This is a genomic window from Microbulbifer sp. NBRC 101763 (genome assembly GCF_040371615.1).
Taxonomy (GTDB): domain Bacteria; phylum Pseudomonadota; class Gammaproteobacteria; order Pseudomonadales; family Cellvibrionaceae; genus Microbulbifer; species Microbulbifer variabilis.
On record NZ_BAABQV010000002.1, the window covers coordinates 567,880 to 588,252 of the forward strand.

The following is a 20,373-nucleotide window of genomic DNA, read 5'->3' on the forward strand; positions in this document are numbered from 1 at the left end:
TATCTTCATGCCAGATCTCAGGGGGCTGCTGGATAAATTCATTCATAATGATTAATGCAGTCAGAATTATTTAGGATGGTTAGGCTTATGCCTTCAGATCTGAGTAATAGCTCATCTCCCTGAAAGGTTTTGTTTTTACCGATAACAATATTCCTAATGCCTTATAGACGTATGGCTCCGCTGCACATTGGGCAGGGCGAAAGAGTCGTATAAAGCGTGCATTCTTGATACTCGATCGCTCGTAATCTTCCAGTCTTTTCCAGCGCGTCCATTTCAGCATGCTTGATAACACTATCCTGTTGGATGCGCTGATTGTGGCCTCTGCCAATAATTTCACCGTCACGGGCTAATATACTACCAATGGGAATACCGCCTGCGGCCAAGCCCGTGTGTGCTTCCTCAATGGCTGAGCGAGGAAGGGTAATTTTTTTCTGAATATATCACGGACAAGCAATAAAAAAGTCAACTGTCCCGGATTGCCTTTTTCGATTTGGAGGAGATGGCGGCTGAAAATATCTCTTAACTTTTTGATAAAGCTATATTAAATATTTCGTGCACTTGGTAACCCGTCAATAAATCTTTCCTATAGAGCGAACTACGGGAACTGATGGCTTTTTTTGTGCTGGTGTGTGCTGTATAGGATACTAACAGGCTGATGCTCCTGAGAGTTGGCCTGGCTCAATAGTTAGGGTATCCAAGCCCCCGTTCTGACGCGAATAAAACCTTTATAGGTGTCAACATTAGGGTAAGCCCTTCTTTGATAAAACTTCTACTTGAGTTTGACGAAATAATAACCCCTTGGTTGTGGGGTACTAACTACCTGCGAGGAGGGGGAATACCAGCGGAAGACCGCTACCTGGAAAGGGGGAAGAGAGTTTAATAGTTGGGGGTTGCCCCACCTATGAGGAAAAGATTGCGAAACTCTAAGCAACTGAAGATATTTTTGTGCAAAGCCCAGGGACGGCTCTTAGGGTGACTATTGTTGGATTCTGTCGCAAAGTTTGCGACAGAATCCAAAGTGGAACGCTACAGTTGGCGTTTACTCGTAGGTAGCAAAAAGGGCTTTTAGGCTCCCTATACCCAAAAGTAATTCATTCGCTCAGTGTAATTTCTGCTCCTTCCGCAGGCAATCCAGATACCGGCAGCAAATCACCGCTGTCCTTTCGGCTAATATTCACGGCGGTAATACTGCTGGAGAAGGTTTTAGATTCGGAACCGCCGGAACCGTCAGAACCGCCGGAACCGTCAGAACCGCCGGAACCGTCAGAACCACCGGAACCGTCAGAACCGCCGGAACCGCCGGAACCGTCAGAACCACCGGAACCACCGGAACCGTCAGAACCACCGGAACCGCTAGAACTGCTAGAACCGTCTGTGCTGCTGGGGCTACCCGAACTGCCGCTACCGCCGCCACAAGCACTCAGAGCTAATAACAGCAGAGCGGGGACCGCAGATTTAAGTATGAAGTTTTTCCCGTTCATCAGTTTGCGCTCCTTCACTGCACAAAATCGTAAGTGACGATGAAATGGCTCTCGCCGGGCTCCAGCGCCAGCGGTCCCGGCAGGTCGAGTTGGAAAGTCAGTTCGCCGTCATCTGCTTGAAACCTACTGCTGGCAAGTATGGTGTCGCCCTCATCCAGGTTTCCGTTATTGTTGTTGTCCAGGTAGAGTTTTGCCCGGGCGATATCCAATCCATCGTCCCCGCTGCCGGATGCCTGTAAGGTCAGGGTGTTGAGTTCCGACTCCACGTCCGTCTCCAGGCTTAATACCTGCACCACCACATCCTCCTCGCCGGGGCTCGCCTCGCGATCGCCCGCAGTACCTGAATTAAACTTCACACCTGAACTTGGTGCCTGCTGGAACCGGGGGTTAAAGGGCTGGGCATCTTCGCTGTCCACCGTGCCGTCATTATCGGTATCCACTACCGTTGCCGCATTCAAGCCCAGCACGAAGGCGCCGCGAATCGTGTTCTGCATACTGTTGCCGGCACTGTCTGTGGCGACAATGCGCAGATCGGCGACGGCGGATTCCGACACTTCGGGCAGCTGGGCAACGTAGCGACCGTCTACCGGTGCGGTTTCCAGCGGCAACCAGTCACCCCCGCCCAGCGCCAGCTCGGTGGTCACAGAGTTGAGCGGCAACTGGCTTTCGAGGGACAAAAACAGCTTGGCGTTGCGGCGCGCATAGTGCGAAATCACGCCGTCATCCAGCAGTTCCAGCATAGCGATACGCGGCGCGGCGGCACCGTCCAGATTGTTGAGTTGCACCCGGGCGCTGGAGGTGTATTCATCTTCACCGAGAGACGTGGTGTACTTGAAATCCACCTGCACCAAGGTGCATTCGCTGTCGGCGAAGAACAAGTATTCTTGAATAAAGTCGCTGCTGCTCAATTCACTATCGCCGGGCAGGCACAGGGCGCGGTATTTCGACTCCGGTCTATAGCCGTTGCCCCAGCTGTCCATTATCCAGCTCGAAGAAATACTGCCGATGTGGCTGGGAAGTAAGCGGTGATTGCCGCCGTCATTGCGCAGGCCCCCAGCAAAATACCTGGGGCCCTGACCCATAAGCATGATTCCGCTGGACCGCTCCAGTATTACCTCGGGGGTAGTGAAGTCCTTATCGCTAGGTCGCAGCTTGCGGTAGACCGTGCGGCCGACGGAAATTTCGTTACTGTGGGCCGCCGTGGTCTGATCTTCCCCTATGGGGACATACAAACTCAAAAATGTGGGCCAAGCAGCGATATCCTCCTCTTGCCCATGCAGGGTAAGCAGGGACGATTTGTGGGTCAACTCGATTGGGTTCGACCAAATGTTGATATCGGCATCGTACGTATTGAGCCCGTAACCCACGGTATAGCCCTCCCGATTCCAGAATGAATTACCGATCAGTAATTGCGTACTGCCGGAATTACTGAGATCGAAGTGCAGATCTTCAGACATGCCCTGTTGGCTGTGCTTAACCATATACAGCTTGCGGTCTTGCGGGTGCGCGTCCCCATCTTCCGCCAGACCCATATAGTTGACATGAAAGTTATCAGACAGGTTGCGCAGGGTTGTCGTCGGCATATCCCCACCGTACCTCTGGATCAAGGCCGACCCGTGAATTTCGGGGTGGGTCACCTCAAGTGACTGTTCCACAAATTGGAGCGTCTTGCCGCTTTCTGTTTGCAGAGGGGGAATGCCAGCCCCCCGAACTCTTGCAGGCACTACTAGTTCACCATCGGACCCGTGCCGGTTTTCAAACGCTTGCCAGACGTTATACCGCTCTCCATCAGCAAAGACGTCCGTACCGAACAGAATATTGATCGGCTCGTCACGCACCGCCATATGCAGGACCGGTTCAGTACTTTCGAAATCGAAGAGGCTCCCCCTGGCAGACCAGCTCTCATTGAACACCAATGCGTAATAGGACCAGAATCCCCCCGGCGCCTCGGATTCACGCATGGCCAGTATCTCCGCGCGATGGAAGGCCACCGGCAGGCGCACCCGCTCTTCGCCGGACAAATATTCAAGCGCCGAATCGTAGGCGAGGTAAAGTGGTTCGAGGTAGGGCACCCGACTGTGATCGACATTCAGGTCGACGAGCTCGGCTCTGCTTGCACCCACTTCCAAATCGAACTGGTCGGCGGAAGGATCCAAGCCGGCGCCGGCGGGGAAAGTACCCCCGGTAGCAACTGTGAATTCGGCAGGAGCGCTCAGGTTTTTAACCGCCACCTGCAGGGATCTCTGGCTGTGAGCGCCCTGTCCAAAGTGCCCTGCATAGAGAGTTGGCGGGCTGACCAGAAAACGAGCGCTCGCCGCCGCGAAGGCATCCAACTGCCCGTTGCCCACCTCGGCCAGTTTGCCGTCCACCTGCGAGGCGCGGTTGACCAGCAGCGCCTTGATTTCGGCGCTGGTCAGTTCCGGATGCAACTGGCGCAGCAGCGCCGCGGCGCCTGCCACATGGGGCGCGGCAAATGAAGTACCGGATCCAGTTTGGAATCCGCCGCCCAGGTTGGCACTGGTGATATCCACGCCCGGCGCGAGCATCTCCGGCTTGACGCTGTTGCTGCTTAGGTCCAGGCTGGTACCGAACATGCCCCGGGAACTGAAGTCCGCCAGGTTGCCCGCCCCATCTACCGCACCTACGGTGACAATTTCCTCCGCGGAACCGGGGCTGCCAATGGAGTTGAGAAAGGGGCCGTCGTTGCCGGCGGCGGCGACCACCACGACACCGGCGCGCATGGCATTATTGGCGGCGACGGATAGAACCGAGTTGTTGCCACCCGCGCCGCCCAGGCTCAGATTGATCACGTCCACCGCATCATCCGTTTGCGGGTTTCCGTCCGGGTCCAGTGCGGCCTCAATGGCGGCGATGATGTTGCTTTCGCTGCCAAAGCCATAGTTGTTCAGTACCTTGTAGGCGTAGAGCTTGGCAGCAGGCGCTACCGCCGCGGCCACCCCTGCTACCATGGTGCCGTGAGAGTCGTCGTCCATGGGATCGCTATCGTCGTTCACGAAATCGTAGCCGCCGACCACGCGGCAGCCGTTGCCGAAACAGCCGCCCAGGTCTTCGTGTGTGTAATCGATACCGGTATCGATAATGGCGATGCTGGTCCCTTGTCCCTCCACGGCTCTGTCCTGCGCATCGCGTATTGCCCACACTTCCGGCGCGCGTACTTGTTGCAGACTGCCGGCCTGAAAAGCGCGTACCTGCCGGTCCCGCGTTACCGCGCGTACCTCCGGCATTGCGGCGATAGCAGGCAGCTGATCCACCCTGGCGGTTGCGCTGATGGCGTTTACTGCACGAGTAAAGCGGTGGTTGTGGCTCGTGATCAGTTTGCGCTGTTGAAGTTTGGCGACTATTTGCCGCTGGCGCAGGCCCAACTCTTGCTGCCGGGCGACGAAGGCGCGCATATCCCGCCGTGTGCCGATAGCGCCCGATGCACGAAAGCCAGCCTGCTCCGCAGCCGAAGGCCCGTGCAGTTCGATGATAATACGCACCTCTTCATCTGCACGATATCTGACCACCTCCGGCCAGGCTTGCCTGTTGGGCTCCGACTGAGACGCACCTTCGCGGGACACGCTCAACTGCAGAGAACGAGACTCTGAAGCTTTTTCACCCGGATCGGCTGCCGCGGATTGCAGTAACGCAACCAAGACGGTCGCTGCTAGATACTGCGGAATCGGTTTTACGCGCATAGTAAACCCCCTATTTAAGTAGTTGATCCTGAAAAAAACAAACACCCACCCCCAGTACCGGGCAGCGTGGGATTACGGGATAATTCGTACCAAACTCAGCTTTCAAGGCGTAAGTAAAAGAGCCATATTGTTAATGAGTGTGGATTTGAGGCTAAAAATATTGATGAAAGCGCTTTTTTTAGGTCGAAATAAAAAGCTTCCAGAGCCTTAACTATTCATTTTTTTAAATTCCAGACGCATTCGGCCTTGAAAAGGCTGATCGCATCACCCACGGTGCCTTTAAGGAAGTTTCTTGCAGAAGAAAATCAGATTTCAGGTGTCCAATTAACGGCTCAATTGCCACTCGGCGCCGACATTTTTTCCGATTCTATTCTCGCTGGTAGCGATCATCCCTTTTCAAAGCAGGTTTGGGTAAAACTATTTTCGCACCTTCGACCATCTTCTTTCCCGCGATAGACCCGATCCCATATGGCCTCTTCAATCTTGGGTTCTCTGACTTCATAAGCCTTGCTAATCACTTCATCTAAGGTCTTGCTATCGTGAATTTTTTCGTGGTGATTCATAGCAATTAGAATAATGCCGTCTTTCGCGGTAGAGACAATAGAAGCTTTGCTGCCATACTCATATGGCTTATGATCTTTACCCTTGTCAACACAATACACTTGCGGTTCGTGTAAGCTGTAGATTTTGTCTTTATCATTTTATATTGTTTAAAGATACACTCACGCAGCGCAAAATCACCCTGACAGATGTAAAAGACTTTTAGATAATTTTTTTCTCAATTCCTACAAAAAAATGCCCGTTATGGTACGCAGCCATTTTGCTGATTCTTTTTGCGTTGGAACGCTTCTTGACATGGTGAAAGAAACGCAGTTTAAGTCGCATTTCTTTTTCTTCCTTGGCATAGGCTAGGTGCTGCTGAGTACCGTTGTGTTTAGCGAGTTTATTAAGGCGGTTAATAAATTTGATCGCGAGCTTACCATCCGATGGGTAAGTAATAAATAAATTTCTCTTGTACTTTAGTATCGATATTTACGGTTTGATCTTCAATAAGATTGGCATGGAGTTGCACCGACATCTTGAAATTTTTTTCAACAATGAACTCGCCAATGCGGCTGCGAAAATGCAGCCATTCTATGGGGCAGGGGGCTTTATTCTGGAAAGATATTAAACTACAGAAGGACTGATAGTAGGGGGTTCGTTACCATTGAAGTACAGCATTCCCGTCACTCAAATTTTCCAATGCTTGAGTATAAGTAAACTGATGAGGAGGTGAATGGGAATACTCGGGTGTCCTTTTTTGTCAGAATAAAAGTGCCCAAAAGTGCGATCAAAATCTATCCAGGGGATTTCTTTTGAAAGTAATAGTAGTGGATCTGACGGATCAAGTTGGTCAAGGAGGTCAGTACCAAATGGTATATCTACCTCGCCTTAGTGTCACAAGACTTCACGGAATTTTTTAGGGCCGACTAGTTAATTTTATCGTAATGGTAAGTCAGGAAAGGACCTCTTTGCATGGGAGTAGTTTTTGAGTCCATAAAAAGGGCTGGATTTATTGTCTATAGCCACATACAAAGCTTAAGTATTTGAATTTATGAGCGGTACCTTGGTGTCAATTATCTTGATTGCACACTATAAAATCACATAATCATTTTCCTCTATTTGCCTCTGGTAGATAGATAAATCGATACTGGATTATATCCGCATTACCTTTCGAAGCGTTTGACTAATCACTTGTCAGAATAGGAGGGGAAGATAGTTTTAGGGCTGCTTTTACTACGGGGGTGCCATGGTATTCGTCTATGGCAGTTAGCAGATGGCAAACTTCAGGTGGGCTTATCTCGGAAATGGGGCATTAACTCAGATAGGGTTTTAAGTCTCGCTATAGTGTGAGGATGTTGCGGCTGGTTTTCTAGGCGGATTTCTTACGGGCATGTTTTATATCGCGAGGGTCGATACCTTCGGCAACACGCTGTCGGGCTTCATCGCGAAATTCGCGGGCATATTTTGGGCTCATATCTGGCGAGAACCCTAGTGCCGTCTCCGGGCGTTTGCCGTGAAGGCGGAAACGGAATACCCAGCGCTTGGCCCCGGTCGGGGTCACTTCTCAGCCAGTCCTTTTTCATCGGACTCGATGTACTTCTTCTCGCGTGGCTTGAGGGCGCGGACCTTGGTGTCAGACAGCGGCATAGCTCACCTTCCATGGATTTTGGACGGGTTGGGCGGTGGCACTGCTATCAACCCGTCCAATAACCCGTCCACTTGAGGCTGGATTTGGACGGGTTAGCTTAGGTTAACTGGGATGGTCCAGATAAGCAAAAACCCCGGAAACACTAGGTTTGCGGGGCTTTCGTGGACTGTTTGAGACAGCAATTTGGTGGAGATGGCGGGAGTCGAACCCGCGTCCGTCAGCACTCTGCCAGAGGCTCTACATGCTTAGCTCCGTCTATTGATTTAACCCATTACAGCCCGGCGGTCAGGACGTATAGGGCGATCCCGAAAGTTGTTTAACCGCTTACCCACGGGTATGGCTTGCGGCGATCCAGTTCTGTATAACAGTCTACAGCGCGATACTGGAACCTTGCTGAAGACTGCTAAGGGACGAACCCTTAGTTAGCGCTTCACAAGCTGCTTACGCAGCGAGTTGGGCACCGTAGTTGTCGTCGTTGGCAACTAATAAAATACAGCTTTGGATTTACGAGATTCGCTGCCATCTCGGCATGCACCCAAGGTTTCGTAACCGGCGTCGAATCCAAGTCATCCCCGATAAGAAACACTCTCGTGTGTCATCTAAGTATACCTCAAACTTGGCCTCAGCAATAAGTTTTTACGTGCTAGATGTTTTGCTGGCTGTTTGGGGGTGTTTTGGTGCGGTGTTAGGAAAGTGGAGGGTAGCCCCGGCTGGCTGCGGCCGGGGCAGGTATGAGGAGTGATTACATAATTGACTGGGCGAAGGCTACCAGGATCAACAGTGGGCATACGATGCGCACATACCAGGGCCAGATCTTCCAGAACAGGGTGTGTTCGATATCCTCATGGCCTTTTTTCAGCTCACCCAGTAGCTGGTCACGGCGCCAGATCCAGCCTGCAAAGATACACAGGGCGATACCAAGCAGGGGCTGTCCGTATTCAGTACTGATACTGACTGCCAGTCCAAACAGGGTGTCGAAGTTGTAAATAATGGTGCTGCTGATGGCGAATATGACCAGGCCTACCGCTGGGGTGGCGATACGGCGTGGAATCCCCAGGTTCTCAATCGAGAAAGCCACCGGCACTTCCAGCATAGAGATGGAGGAGGTGAGGGAGGCAATCACCATCAGGGCAAAGAAGGCAATGGCTACGAATACACCAGCTTCGCCCATGGTATCGAACAGTGCTGGCAGTACCTGCAGGATCAGGTTGGGCCCGGCAATCAGGGCGCCGTCAGCGGCGAAGATCTGGGTGCCGGCTTCCTGGGCTACATACATGGCGGGCAGGATCAGCAGGCCGGCGGTGAAGGCGATACCAACATCAATCAGGGTGACCAGGGCACCGAGGCGCGGCAGGCTCTCCTGCTGGCTCAGGTAAGAGCCATAGATCAGCATGGTGCCTACACCCAGAGACAGAGAGAAGAAAGCCTGGCCCATGGCGGAAATCAGCAGCTTCGGGGTGAAGTGACTGAAGTCCGGCATCAGGTACACCTCCAGGCCGGTAAAGGCGCCGGGCTGGGTGAGTACATAGGCGATCAAAAGTAGCAACAGGATGATCAGGGAGGGCATCAGCAGGGTGGACCAGCGCTCGATACCTTTCTCAACACCGCTGGCAATAATCAACATGGTGAGGCCACTGAAAATTGCGGTAAAGATCAGATTGCGCTGGGTACTGTTTTCGGTGAGCCACTGTGCGGCTTCCTGGGCACCAAACAGGGCTGCAAAAGGCTCGGCCAGATGTGCCACCATCCAGCCGGCCACAATGGCGTAGAAGCTAAGAATCAGGGAGGCCACCAGGATACCGCCAAAGCCGGTAAGGCTGCCGAAAAAGCGGCTCACAGGACCAGTGGAGATAGCGCGTAGTGCCTGTACCATATTGCGCCGTGCGTAACGGCCAATGGTGAGTTCGGCCATCAGTGCCGGGTAGGCGAGGGCAAAGGCCAAAAACAGGTAGGCCACCACAAAGGCGGCGCCGCCGTTACTGGCGGCTTTGGTGGGGAAGCCCCAAATATTGCCGAGGCCCACGGCGGACCCCGCCGCGGCCATCAAAAAGCCAATATTCGAGCTGAACTGTCCTCGCGGTGCACTCATGATAAATCCCGTAATTATTCTTTTATTTGTCTCTGTGCACTACTTGTGCGTCGCGCGCATCAGGCGTTGCTTTTCGCGGTTCCAATCGCGCTTTTTCTCGGTTTCGCGTTTGTCATGCATAGCCTTACCTTTGGCCAGGCAAACTTCGCATTTGACCAGATGACCTTTCCAATACAGGGCGGTGGCCACCACGGTGTGTCCCTTTTGTTCCACGGCGGCAATCAGCTTGGATAGCTCGCGTTTGGTGAGCAGCAGGCGACGGGTGCGGTCGGGCTCGGTGACATAGTGGGTGGAGGCACTGGGCAGCGGCTGGATATTGGAACCCAGCAACCAGGCTTCGCCATTTTTGAAAATGACATAGCTGTCGGTGAGCTGGGCCTTGCCCTCACGACAGCTTTTCACTTCCCAGCCCTGCATTTCAACGCCCGCCTCAAACTTCTCTTCAATGAAGTAGTCGTGCCGGGCCTTCTTGTTGAGGGCGATGGTATTGGATGTTTGCGCTTTCTTTTTCTTGGCCATGAAAACTTCTAATGACTAGATAAAACTGTGTCCAAAAAACTTCAGGGCCACGGTGTTGATAAAGATCAACAGCAGTATCAGTGGGATAAAGGTGCCCAGGGAGAAGTTTATGTATTTTTGTGAGAAGGAGCCGGCGAAGGCCGCATCGCCTTCCTGAAGCTCCTTGTCAAAGTTGGCTTTCTTCCACTTGTAGATCACGAACAGACATACCAGCAGGCCGTTCAGGGGCAGGATGGTGTCGTAGAAAATGATCTCCACTAAATCGAAGAAGGACTTGTTGACGCCGGCCAACTGTACAAATTCAGTGAGCCAGTTGACCATGCCAAAGGAAACGGCGCAAGCGATGGCCAGTACAAACTGTATTCCGGCGACAACGTAAATGGCCTTTTGACGCTCCATATTGCGCTCGTCGCGCAGGGTGGCAATGGGTACTTCGATAATGGAAACCAGGGAAGTGATTGCCGCTACCAGAACCAGGAAGAAGAAGATCGCAGCTACGGCACTTGCGCCGAAATAGCCGATGCTGTCCTGCAGGGCGAGGAAGATCTTCGGCAGGAACAGGAAGATCATGCCTGCGGAAGACTCGCTCAATTCAGAGGGATCAATCTGCGGGTTAAAGTGGAAGATGCTCGGCAGGATCAGCAGGCCTGCAGTAAATGCAACCAGGGTGTCAGTAATGGCTACCGCACGGGAAGAGCCGGGGATGGAGTCCCGCTTTTTCATATAAGAGCCGTAGGTAATCATGATGCCCATACCCAGGGACAGCGAGAAGAAAGCCTGGGCCATGGCTTTACTCACCACGTTGCCGTCGATCTTGCTGAAATCCGGTACCAGGTAGTACTTCACTCCAAGGATGGCGTTATCCAGGGTCAATACAAAAATTACCAGGCCCAGCAGCATAACGAACAGCATCGGCATCAGGGTTTTTGCTGCGCGTTCAATACCGTCTTTAACCCCCATAGCGAGAATGGCATTGATGATCAGCATCAGTACCACCAGGTAAATAAATACCTGAGGGGTGTTAATAAAGTGAATAAAGAAATCTGGTGTTGCCAGTGTGGCCAGGTTGCCGGTGACGGTTTCAATTAAGTAACCGAGTACCCACACGGTAACCACTAAATAGAAAACCGCGATCATAAAAGGTGTAGCGAGGGCCAGCCATCCGGGAATACGCCACAGATTTGAGCCATTGGAGAGTTGACGGTAGGCGCCGACAGGGTCTTTGTCGGAGCGGCGCCCTATAGCAAGTTCAGCCATCATAACCGGCAGGCAGATCAGGAAAACGAAGAGAGCGTAAACCAGCAGGAAGGCACCACCCCCGCTCTTGGTGGCCGCCACTGGAAATGCCACCAAATTACCAATTCCAACTGCGGAACCCGCAGCGGCCAGGATAAAGCCCAGCCTTGACCCAAAATGCTCTCTCACGGCGGTCATAGTACTCTCGCTATTATTTTTTATCGGATACAGCTTTCGTTTTTGTTATTCCAGCGAGACTGGGGGTGTCCCGATGGCAAAAAACGCGATTGTTACAGGAATTGTCTTGCTTGAGTAGCGCTGGCTGGCAAAATTAGCGGCCAGACGACGATCCTGGGCGATTGTGCCCGAAGGACTGGCTTAGGCAGCAGGAATGACTGAAATTGAACGCAGCGCGTTGGTGATGTACAGCGCAGAACAAATGTTTGACCTGGTCAATGATGTGGCCAGTTACCCGCAGTTTTTACCGGGGTGTCGCGGGGCGGAGGTTTTGCATAGCGATGAACAGACATTGGAGGCGCGGCTGGAATTGTCGCGCGCGGGTATACGCCAGAGCTTTGTTACCCGCAATAAACTGGATCGACCCCAAAGCATGACCCTGACACTGGTGGATGGTCCCTTTGAATCATTTACCGGCCAGTGGCAATTTTCCCCGCTTTCTGAAAATGCCTGCAAGGTGACTTTCACCCTGGCATTTTCCCTGAAAAGCCGTTTGATCGCCGCCGCTGCCGGCAAGCTTTTCAGTGATCTGGCCAACCAGATGGTGGCAGTAATGTGTGAGCGTGCCGAAGTGATTTACGGGAAACCCCAATGACAGAAGAAAAGATGATTTCGGTGGAGGTGGTTTATGCACTGCCTCACGAGCAACGCCTGATGCGCCTATTGGTAAAGCAGGGAACTACTGCGCGGGAAGCTTTGATTCGCTCGGGAATTCCAGATGAGTATCCGGAGGTAGATCCGGACAGCGCCAAGATGGGGATATTTGCCCAGCCCCTCGGCAGTAAGGGGCTACCGCCTGCGGAAAGCTATGAATTGCAGCCAGGGGACAGGGTAGAGGTATATCGGCCGCTCATTGCAGATCCGAAAGAGGCGCGCAAACAGCGCGCCGAGAAGGCCAAGCGTCTGGCTGAGAAAAAGAAGGATGCGGAGGGGTCCTGAACTCAGGGCCAGCCCGCCGGCTTCCAGTCGCCGCTGGTAGAAACCAGTGAGTCCTCATCAAAATAAACGCTAAAGCGCTTCTGGGTATACTGGCCCTTCTTATCGCGTATGCGATTGACGTAGTCCCAGCGGTTGGGGTTGTAGGTGTCCTCCAGAAGCGGTGTGCCCAGAACAAACTGCACTTGGCGGCGGGTCATGCCCGGCTTGAGTTGGTCCACCATTTCCTGGGTGATGATATTACCCTGTTGAATTTCGATGCGGTGTACGCCGGGAAACTTAACCAGTGTGCAGGCACCTAATAAGGCGCATAGACTGGCGATGGCGATAAATCTCAGGCTAGACGGCATTCATTGCTCCATTATGATGTTCTTTCACACGGCACCTCTCGCACAAATTTTTTACGGTTAACCGAAATAGGCTCCGTGAGAGGAGGAAAGTTCCCCCGCTTGCGCGATTTGCCCCTGTCGAAGTGATCGGGGTTCCGCTAACTCCGTAGGGCATGGGATAATACCCGAAGAGTTGGTTCGCTGACAGACGGAACTCTGAGGTCTTATACGGGTATAGATCTCTGCAGCGGGCTGTTACAAGTAAAGACAATCCATAAAATCCTGTCGGGAAAAATTTATTCATGTCGAACGAAAACCAGGAATTGCGCAAAGCGGGCCTCAAGGTCACTCTGCCGCGGGTTAAGATTCTACAGCTGCTGGAGAGCACCAGTGAGCAGCATCTGAGTGCAGAAGATGTCTACAAGCTACTGTTGGAAGCGGGTGAGGATGTCGGCCTGGCTACTGTTTACCGGGTTTTGACCCAGTTTGAGAGCGCTGGCCTGGTTGTGCGCCACAATTTTGATGGCGGCCACTCTGTATTTGAGCTGGATCGCGGTGATCACCACGATCATATGGTGTGTACCGATACCGGTAAGGTAATCGAATTCCACAATGAGGAAATCGAAGAGCTGCAGCGCCAGATCGCCGAAGAGCACGGCTATGAGCTAACAGGCCACAGTCTGGTGCTTTATGTGAAAGCGAAAGAAAAGTAGGTTATTTCAGGTGCGGCCTTCGCCGCACCCATTCCCTTGCCTGCTTATTGCTGTGGCTGGCAGGGCGGCGTGTAGAGTTCCGGGAATTTGCCGATCTTGTCCGCATAAAACTCCCTCAACTTGGCCAATTCGGCTTCCAGGTTTTCCCCTAATTGGGCAATCGGGCCAATACCCACTTCTTTCTTAGAGAAATTGATAAAGCCCAATACCAGTGGCACCTTGGCGCTGCGCGCAATATGGTAAAAGCCAGACTTCCAGCGCTCGGCTACGGCGCGTGTCCCTTCGGGTGGGATAGCGATGACCAGTTCTTTGCGCAGTTTGAACTGGCGAACAGTGGCATCCACCAGGTTATTGGCTTTGCTGCGATCTACGGCGATACCGCCAAACCAGCGCATAGGTCCGCCGAGGGGAAACTTGAACAGTTTGTCCTTGCCCATCCACTGCGGGGTCATCTTCAGTTTGAGCGCGGCGAGAATAAAGTAGTAGCCGTCCCAGTTGGTGGTGTGGGGAGCCCCAATCAATACGTACTTTTTCAGCTTAAGTGACTGCTGGTCGCCATTAACGCGCCAGCCGTGCAATTTCAGGAGCAGTTTGGCTACCTGGCGCAGCAGGGGCGTGACAATGGGGGTGTTAAAAATCGTTCTCTGCATAAACTCGGCCGATACTACTCAAACAAAGTTAAACAAGCGGCTGAGTATATGGTGACTTCTGCCGCCATACCCAGTCATATTTGGTCAATTTGTCCTAAAACGGCATATCTCACCGGCAAGCAGGCTATTTTGCCCGATTGTATGGCGGTTATTTATTGATCTGCGGGATTTCATTGCTCAACAGCCGGATTTTGGATGCCCCTGTCTGTCTGTGCGGTCAGGCTGTTCTGGGGTGGCAGCCAAACAGGTAAGTAGAACCTGCTTGGCTCAGCCTTGCATTAGTGGGTCCTGGAGAGCATCTCTTCTGCGTGGGCCAGGGATTGGGTGCTGGGAGCACCGCCGAGCATTCGTGCGATTTCCTCGCGGCGCTCGCCGTTTAGCAGTTCGCGCAGAGCCACAAAGGCCCGCTCACCATCACTGTGTTTTTCCACCAGGTACTGGCGATGGGCCCTGGCTGCCACCTGTGCCAGGTGGGTAACGCAGATTACCTGGCCTGTGCGGCCATTGCGGGTCTCACCCAGCTGGCGTAGCAGGCGCCCCACAACATCACCTGTGGCACCGCCGATGCCCACATCCACTTCATCGAATACCAGTGTGGGGGTGCGTGAAGTCTGTGCTGTTACCACTTGGATCGCGAGGCTGACTCGCGAAAGTTCACCGCCGGAGGCAATTTTACCCAGTGCCCGAGGGGGCTGGCCGGGATTGGTGGAGATCAGGATTTCCACCTCCTCGAGCCCATGGCTGCAGGGTTTGTCCAGGGTTTGCAGGGCCAGTTCGACCTTTGCATGGGGCATGGCCAGATCGCCCAGTTGTTGATTCACTGCGTGGGCAAGCGCTGTGGCAGCCTTTGCCCGCAGTTTGCTCAACTTGCCTGCAGTTTTGCGGAATTGCTGCTCCAGTTTTTCACATTCCGCTGCGAGTCGCTCCAGGGCGTCTGCGGAGCCTATATCGTCCAGTTCTTCTTGCAGCTGTTGCTGCAGGGATGGCAGTTCTTTGGGTTGTACACGGTGTTTGCGCGCTGCCTGGTAAATAGCGCTGAGGCGTTCCTCCACTTCTGACAGGCGTTCGGGGTCCATTTCAAAGCGGTCGATATGTCGAGATAGAGTGCCGGCAGCCTCATCCACCTGGATGCGAGCGCTGTCGAGCATTTGCGCCACTTCCACCAGTGCCGGTGCCTGCTCGGGCATGGCCGATAGCAGCTGCAGGGCGCGGTGAATTTGCTCGGCGATATCGCCTTCGCCGCCGGACAGAAGGGCGGCCAGCTGGTAGCTGCCGCTTAGGATTTCACCGGCATTGGCCAACTGGCGCTGCTCACTCTCCAGGGCTTCCACTTCTCCCTCACTCAAGTCCAGTTGCTCAAGCTCTTTGAGCTGGTACTGCAACAGGTGGCGCCGTGCCTCGGCCTCTTCAACACTGTTGGCCAGGGTGCGGTAGCGGCGGTATTGGTCTTGCCAGGTCTTGTAGCGGCTGCGGGTTTCAGCAGCCAGCTCCTGGGCTTGGGCAAACTCGTCCAGCAGGCGACGGTGAGTGTCCTTTTTCAGTAAAGATTGATGTTCGTGCTGGCTGTGAATGTCGATCAGCTGCTCACCCAGGGCGCGCAATTGCAGCAGGGTAACCGGTTGGCCATTGATATAGGCCCGCGAGCGTCCGTCTGCGCCGATAGTGCGGCGCAGGATAACTTCCTGTCCTGCATCCAACTCCTGGGATTTGAGCCATGGGCCCGCTGCTGGGTGCTCGGAGATATCAAAAGTGGCACAAATATCGGCGCGATTGGCCCCAGTGCGCACCAGTTCGGCACTGCCGCGACCACCCAGGGCGAGCCCCAATGCGTCCAGAGTGATGGATTTGCCCGCGCCGGTCTCGCCAGTGAGGGTGCTGGTACCGGGACCGAACTCCAACTCCAGTTGGTCCACCAGGGTGAATTGGCTGATAGACAAGTGCAGCAACATATAGAGATCGCTTCTGTATCCTTTTATATGGATGGGTATGAATGCCCAATTAGTGGTTATTTATACAGTATTCACCTTGGGTTAGCTATAGCGTCAAGCGCAGATTCCCCTGTCACTGTGCGCTAGCGTAAAAAACCACTTGAACTGTACGGGGATGGCCCCATATAGCCACCAGAGCCCGCGGGACGGGCCCCAACTCATTACTGACAGAGTCGACGCGACGGAGAAAGCAGTGGCCAGAGAGCGCAGCGAAGAAGATCAGATCACAGAGGGAGTGCAGCCGGAAGCGCTGGCGGACGAGCACAGAACAGCTACAGACGAGGCGGTTTCCGCGGAGATAGAAGACCCCTCCACAGCGGAGCGCCAGCAGGCTGAAGAGGCTTTGCACGAAGAAGCCGAAAGTGCCGATGCGCTGCACGATGAAATTATCAAGCTGCAGGAACAGCTGGTTGTGCAGAAGGATATCGCCCTGCGCGCCCAGGCGGAGGAGCAGAATGCCCGCCGCCGCGCCCAGCAGGATATCGATCGTGCACGCAAGTTTGCTGTAGAGAAATTGTTGCAGGATTTGTTACCGGTTGTGGACAACCTGGAACGGGCTCTTTCCACCATTGATAACGCTGATGAATCCAATAAGGCATTGGTGGAAGGTATTGAGCTTACCCACAAGTCTTTCGTCGATACCCTGACGAAAAATTCTGTGGAAGTAGTTGATCCGGCTGGCGAGCCGTTTGATCCGGAATTGCACCAGGCAATGACCCAGGTACCCAACGGGGAGGTGGAGCCGAATACGGTTCTAGAGGTGTTTCAAAAAGGCTATCGCCTCAACGGTCGTTTGGTTCGCCCGGCCATGGTTGTGGTTAGTAAGGCCCCGTAACGGCAAATGAGTGGAACGGCCTTGAATTTCGCTGGCCGGCACCAATATAGCTGACATCAGGAATTATTCGCGCGTTGCATACAGAACAGAGCTGGCGGCGCGCATCAAATGAGGATTTTACAGATGGGAAAAATTATCGGCATCGACCTGGGTACCACTAACAGCTGTGTAGCGGTACTGGATGGTGACAAGGCGCGTGTAATCGAGAACGCCGAAGGCGATCGTACTACGCCTTCTATTGTTGCCTTCACTGACGACAACGAAATTCTGGTGGGCCAGTCCGCCAAGCGTCAGGCGGTGACCAATCCCCAGAATACTCTGTTTGCGGTTAAGCGTCTGATCGGCCGCAAGTTTAAAGACGACGTTGTACAGAAAGATATCAAGATGGTCCCCTATACCATCACCGAAGCTGACAATGGCGACGCTTGGGTAGAAGTGAAAGGCGATAAAAAAGCTCCGCCGCAGATTTCTGCCGAAGTCCTGAAGAAAATGAAAAAAACCGCGGAAGATTTCCTCGGCGAAAAAGTAGAAGCTGCGGTAATTACCGTACCTGCTTACTTTAATGACTCCCAGCGCCAGGCAACCAAAGATGCCGGCCGTATCGCGGGCCTGGACGTTAAGCGCATCATTAACGAGCCGACTGCGGCAGCCCTGGCCTATGGCTTGGACAAGCAGGGTGGCGATCGCACTGTAGCGGTATACGACCTGGGTGGTGGTACCTTCGATATCTCCATTATCGAAATTGCAGACGTCGACGGTGAGAAGCAGTTCGAAGTACTGTCCACCAACGGTGACACCTTCCTCGGCGGTGAAGACTTTGACCTGCGCCTGATCGACTACCTCGCGGAAGAGTTCAAGAAAGACCAGGGTATCGACCTGAAAGGCGACCCCCTGGCCATGCAGCGTCTGAAAGAAGCTGCGGAAAAAGCCAAGATTGAGCTGTCCTCCAGCCAGCAGACCGAAGTGAACCTGCCGTACATCACTGCAGATGCCACCGGTCCCAAGCACCTGGTGGTTAAGCTGACTCGCGCCAAGCTGGAAAGCCTGGTAGAAGACCTGGTAGCCCGTTCCCTGGAGCCGGTAAAAATCGCTCTGCAAGATGCGGACCTGTCCGCTTCAGGCGTAGACGAAGTGATCCTGGTTGGTGGCCAGACCCGCATGCCTCTGGTACAGCAGAAAGTCACCGATTTCTTCGGCAAAGAGCCGCGTAAAGACGTTAACCCTGACGAAGCTGTTGCTATGGGTGCTGCCATCCAGGGCGCCGTACTGTCTGGAGACGTAAAGGACGTACTGCTGCTGGACGTAACGCCACTGACCCTGGGTATCGAAACCATGGGTGGCGTTGCAACTCCGCTGATCGACAAAAACACCACTATCCCCACCAAGAAGTCCCAGGTTTTCTCCACTGCGGAAGACAACCAGACTGCGGTAACCATTCACGTGGTACAGGGTGAGCGCAAGCAGGCTTCCCAGAATAAATCCCTGGGTCGTTTTGACCTGGCTGATATTCCGCCGTCCCCCCGCGGTGTACCCCAGATCGAAGTGACCTTCGATATCGATGCCAACGGTATCCTGCACGTACACGCGAAAGACAAGGCGACTGGTAAAGAGCAGTCCATCGTGATCAAGGCTTCCTCCGGTCTCTCCGAGGACGAGATCGATAAGATGGTTCAGGACGCTGAGGCGAATGCCGAAGCGGACAAGCAGTTTGAGGAGCTGGTGCAAACCCGCAATACCCTCGACGGTCTGATCTCTGCTACCAAGAAGACCCTGGAAGAAGCCGGTGACAAAGCCACCGCTGAAGAGAAGTCTGCAATCGAAGCAGCTATCACTGAAGCGGAAGAGGCGGTGAAAGGCAATGACAAGGCCGCTATGGAAGCTGCCACCACCAAGCTGACCGAAGCTTCTGGTCCGGTTGCACAGAAGATGTACGCCGAGCAGGCCCAGGCCGCGGGCGCTGAAGGTGCCGCTGGTGCAGACGCTCAGCAGGGTGAGCAGCAGCAATCTTCCGCTGGCGACGATGCTGTTGACGCCGAGTTCGAAGAAGTAAAGGACGACAAAAAAGAAGGTAAGTAAGCGTTCGCTTGCATTTCCGGCACCAGCTTATACAGTGGCTGCCGGAAAACTTCAGGGGCGCGGCGCCTTCTTAATAGGCCCCGCGCCCTGTGTTGTTTCAGATAGCTGCCAAAAGTGATGTTTCTTATTTTGGCAGTGCTCCGCAACGCGGAGCTTGGTTAGGGACAGAGAAGTAGAAAGAGTTTGGCCGTTCTTGATGCCGGACCAGAGAACATAGTTTTATGTCGAAACGCGATTATTACGAAGTCCTGGGCGTCGAGCGCGGCGCTTCAGATGCAGAGCTGAAGAAAGCTTACCGCCGGGTGGCGATGAAGTTCCACCCGGACCGCAATCCCGATGACAAGGAATCGGAAAACAAATTCAAGGAAGCTAACGAAGCTTACGAGATCCTGTCGGACTCAGAGAAGCGCGCTGCCTATGACCAATTTGGCCACGCTGGTGTAGAGGGCCAGATGGGTGGTGGTGGCGCCGGCGGTTTCGGTGGCTTCTCCGATATCTTCGGCGACGTGTTCGGCGATATTTTCGGTGGTGGCGGCGGTGGCCGTCGCGGTGGCCCGGCGCGGGGTTCCGACTTGCGCTACGATCTTGAGCTGGACCTCGAGGACGCGGTGCGCGGCACCACAGTCAAGATTCGGGTGCCGACCCTGGCTTCCTGTGATACCTGCCACGGCTCTGGTGCCAAGCCTGGCTCTTCGCCGCAAACCTGTGGCACCTGTGGTGGTGCTGGCCAGGTGCGGATGCAGCAGGGTTTCTTCTCTGTACAGCAAACCTGCCCCAATTGTCGCGGTCGTGGCACTATCATTTCCGATCCCTGTGGCAGCTGCCACGGTCGTGGCCGCGTAGAAGAAACCAAAACCCTATCTGTGAAGGTTCCCCCCGGTGTGGATACCGGTGATCGTATCCGCCTGTCCGGAGAGGGTGAAGCAGGCCCCGATGGTGGTCCCTCCGGTGATCTCTATGTACAAGTGGTGGTAAAAGAGCACGAACTGTTCCAGCGTGATGGCAAGAACCTCTACTGCGAAGTGCCGATCAGTTTTGCCGCCGCTGCATTGGGCGGTGAGCTGGAGGTACCAACCCTGGATGGCAAGGTGAAGCTGAAGATCCCGGCAGAGAGCCAGACAGGCAAACTGTTCCGCCTGCGTGGCAAAGGCGTTACTCCAGTACGCGGCGGCGCTACCGGTGATTTGCTGTGTCGGGTTGTAGTGGAAACTCCAGTTAACCTATCCGGCAAACAGAAAGAATTGCTGCAGGAATTTGCCAATACCCTGAGCGAAAAGAAAAATGCACCGCGCCAGACCGGTTGGTTTGAAGGTGTGAAGAACTTCTTTGGGGATATGAAGCTTTAATCTTCCACTTGGCTCCCTCAGTTGCTAGAGCTGGCTGAGTGAGCACTGG

The 20,373-nt window shown here is 53.9% G+C and carries 18 protein-coding genes and 1 other RNA gene; 6 read left to right on the forward strand and 13 right to left on the reverse strand.

Annotated features, from left to right (window positions below; all coding sequences use genetic code 11):
- Positions 1-161 precede the first annotated feature (161 nt).
- From ABWV76_RS07810 to ABWV76_RS07850, 10 genes are all read right to left on the reverse strand, one after another.
- Positions 162-383 (reverse strand): nucleoside deaminase, encoded by a 222-nt coding sequence (locus tag ABWV76_RS07810; RefSeq protein ID WP_353375698.1) that lies wholly within the window; start codon positions 381-383, stop codon positions 162-164.
- Positions 384-1,091: 708 nt separating this feature from the next.
- Positions 1,092-1,481 carry a hypothetical protein gene (locus ABWV76_RS07815; protein WP_353375699.1) on the reverse strand — a complete coding sequence of 130 codons (390 nt, stop codon included), beginning with the start codon at positions 1,479-1,481 and terminating at the stop codon, positions 1,092-1,094.
- Between the two features lie 14 nt (positions 1,482-1,495).
- Positions 1,496-5,179, reverse strand: coding sequence for a S8 family peptidase (locus ABWV76_RS07820; RefSeq protein ID WP_353375700.1), 3,684 nt, complete (start codon positions 5,177-5,179; stop codon positions 1,496-1,498).
- A 386-nt stretch (positions 5,180-5,565) separates the two neighbouring features.
- On the reverse strand, positions 5,566-5,841 hold the full coding sequence (locus tag ABWV76_RS07825) for a hypothetical protein (protein WP_353375701.1): 276 nt from the start codon (positions 5,839-5,841) through the stop codon (positions 5,566-5,568).
- Positions 5,842-6,409: 568 nt separating this feature from the next.
- Complete coding sequence (locus ABWV76_RS22025) at positions 6,410-6,598, reverse strand: transposase (protein ID WP_502914786.1); 189 nt, start codon at positions 6,596-6,598, stop codon at positions 6,410-6,412.
- Between the two features lie 493 nt (positions 6,599-7,091).
- Positions 7,092-7,283, reverse strand: a complete 192-nt coding sequence (locus ABWV76_RS07830; RefSeq protein ID WP_353375702.1) for an Arm DNA-binding domain-containing protein — start codon at positions 7,281-7,283, stop codon at positions 7,092-7,094.
- Between the two features lie 271 nt (positions 7,284-7,554).
- Positions 7,555-7,944, reverse strand: a transfer-messenger RNA (tmRNA) gene (ssrA, locus tag ABWV76_RS07835).
- A 168-nt stretch (positions 7,945-8,112) separates the two neighbouring features.
- Positions 8,113-9,459 (reverse strand): sodium-dependent transporter, encoded by a 1,347-nt coding sequence (locus ABWV76_RS07840; RefSeq protein ID WP_282952477.1) that lies wholly within the window; start codon positions 9,457-9,459, stop codon positions 8,113-8,115.
- 39 nt (positions 9,460-9,498) lie between these two features.
- Positions 9,499-9,978 (reverse strand): SsrA-binding protein SmpB, encoded by a 480-nt coding sequence (gene smpB, locus ABWV76_RS07845; protein WP_020414621.1) that lies wholly within the window; start codon positions 9,976-9,978, stop codon positions 9,499-9,501.
- Between the two features lie 15 nt (positions 9,979-9,993).
- Positions 9,994-11,412 carry a sodium-dependent transporter gene (locus ABWV76_RS07850; RefSeq protein WP_020414622.1) on the reverse strand — a complete coding sequence of 473 codons (1,419 nt, stop codon included), beginning with the start codon at positions 11,410-11,412 and terminating at the stop codon, positions 9,994-9,996.
- Positions 11,413-11,605: 193 nt separating this feature from the next.
- Between ABWV76_RS07850 and ABWV76_RS07855 the strand changes: the two genes are divergently transcribed.
- Together ABWV76_RS07855 and ABWV76_RS07860 are read left to right on the forward strand one after the other, a co-directional pair.
- On the forward strand, positions 11,606-12,046 hold the full coding sequence (locus tag ABWV76_RS07855) for a type II toxin-antitoxin system RatA family toxin (protein ID WP_020414623.1): 441 nt from the start codon (positions 11,606-11,608) through the stop codon (positions 12,044-12,046).
- Positions 12,043-12,390 (forward strand): RnfH family protein, encoded by a 348-nt coding sequence (locus ABWV76_RS07860; RefSeq protein ID WP_020414624.1) that lies wholly within the window; start codon positions 12,043-12,045, stop codon positions 12,388-12,390. Before ABWV76_RS07855 ends, ABWV76_RS07860 begins: the two co-directional genes overlap by 4 nt.
- 2 nt (positions 12,391-12,392) lie before the next feature.
- On the opposite strand, the gene ABWV76_RS07865 is transcribed toward ABWV76_RS07860, so the two are convergent.
- Positions 12,393-12,737 carry an outer membrane protein assembly factor BamE gene (locus tag ABWV76_RS07865; RefSeq protein ID WP_020414625.1) on the reverse strand — a complete coding sequence of 115 codons (345 nt, stop codon included), beginning with the start codon at positions 12,735-12,737 and terminating at the stop codon, positions 12,393-12,395.
- Between the two features lie 281 nt (positions 12,738-13,018).
- Between ABWV76_RS07865 and fur the strand changes: the two genes are divergently transcribed.
- Complete coding sequence (fur, locus tag ABWV76_RS07870) at positions 13,019-13,429, forward strand: ferric iron uptake transcriptional regulator (RefSeq protein ID WP_020414626.1); 411 nt, start codon at positions 13,019-13,021, stop codon at positions 13,427-13,429.
- 44 nt (positions 13,430-13,473) lie between these two features.
- On the opposite strand, the gene ABWV76_RS07875 is transcribed toward fur, so the two are convergent.
- Together ABWV76_RS07875 and recN are read right to left on the reverse strand one after the other, a co-directional pair.
- Positions 13,474-14,079 (reverse strand): 1-acyl-sn-glycerol-3-phosphate acyltransferase, encoded by a 606-nt coding sequence (locus ABWV76_RS07875; RefSeq protein WP_020414627.1) that lies wholly within the window; start codon positions 14,077-14,079, stop codon positions 13,474-13,476.
- A gap of 278 nt (positions 14,080-14,357) precedes the next feature.
- The gene (recN, locus tag ABWV76_RS07880) at positions 14,358-16,028 is read right to left on the reverse strand and encodes a DNA repair protein RecN (RefSeq protein WP_353375703.1); all 1,671 of its coding nucleotides are present in this window, start codon (positions 16,026-16,028) and stop codon (positions 14,358-14,360) included.
- 232 nt (positions 16,029-16,260) lie between these two features.
- Here recN and grpE point away from each other — a divergent pair, with 232 nt between their 5' ends.
- From grpE to dnaJ, 3 genes are all read left to right on the forward strand, one after another.
- The gene (gene grpE / locus ABWV76_RS07885) at positions 16,261-16,902 is read left to right on the forward strand and encodes a nucleotide exchange factor GrpE (RefSeq protein ID WP_020414629.1); all 642 of its coding nucleotides are present in this window, start codon (positions 16,261-16,263) and stop codon (positions 16,900-16,902) included.
- A gap of 123 nt (positions 16,903-17,025) precedes the next feature.
- Positions 17,026-18,978 (forward strand): molecular chaperone DnaK, encoded by a 1,953-nt coding sequence (dnaK, locus tag ABWV76_RS07890; protein WP_282952481.1) that lies wholly within the window; start codon positions 17,026-17,028, stop codon positions 18,976-18,978.
- A gap of 221 nt (positions 18,979-19,199) precedes the next feature.
- Positions 19,200-20,324: a molecular chaperone DnaJ gene (gene dnaJ / locus ABWV76_RS07895; RefSeq protein WP_020414631.1), complete on the forward strand. Its 1,125-nt coding sequence runs from the start codon at positions 19,200-19,202 to the stop codon at positions 20,322-20,324.
- Positions 20,325-20,373 lie beyond the last annotated feature (49 nt).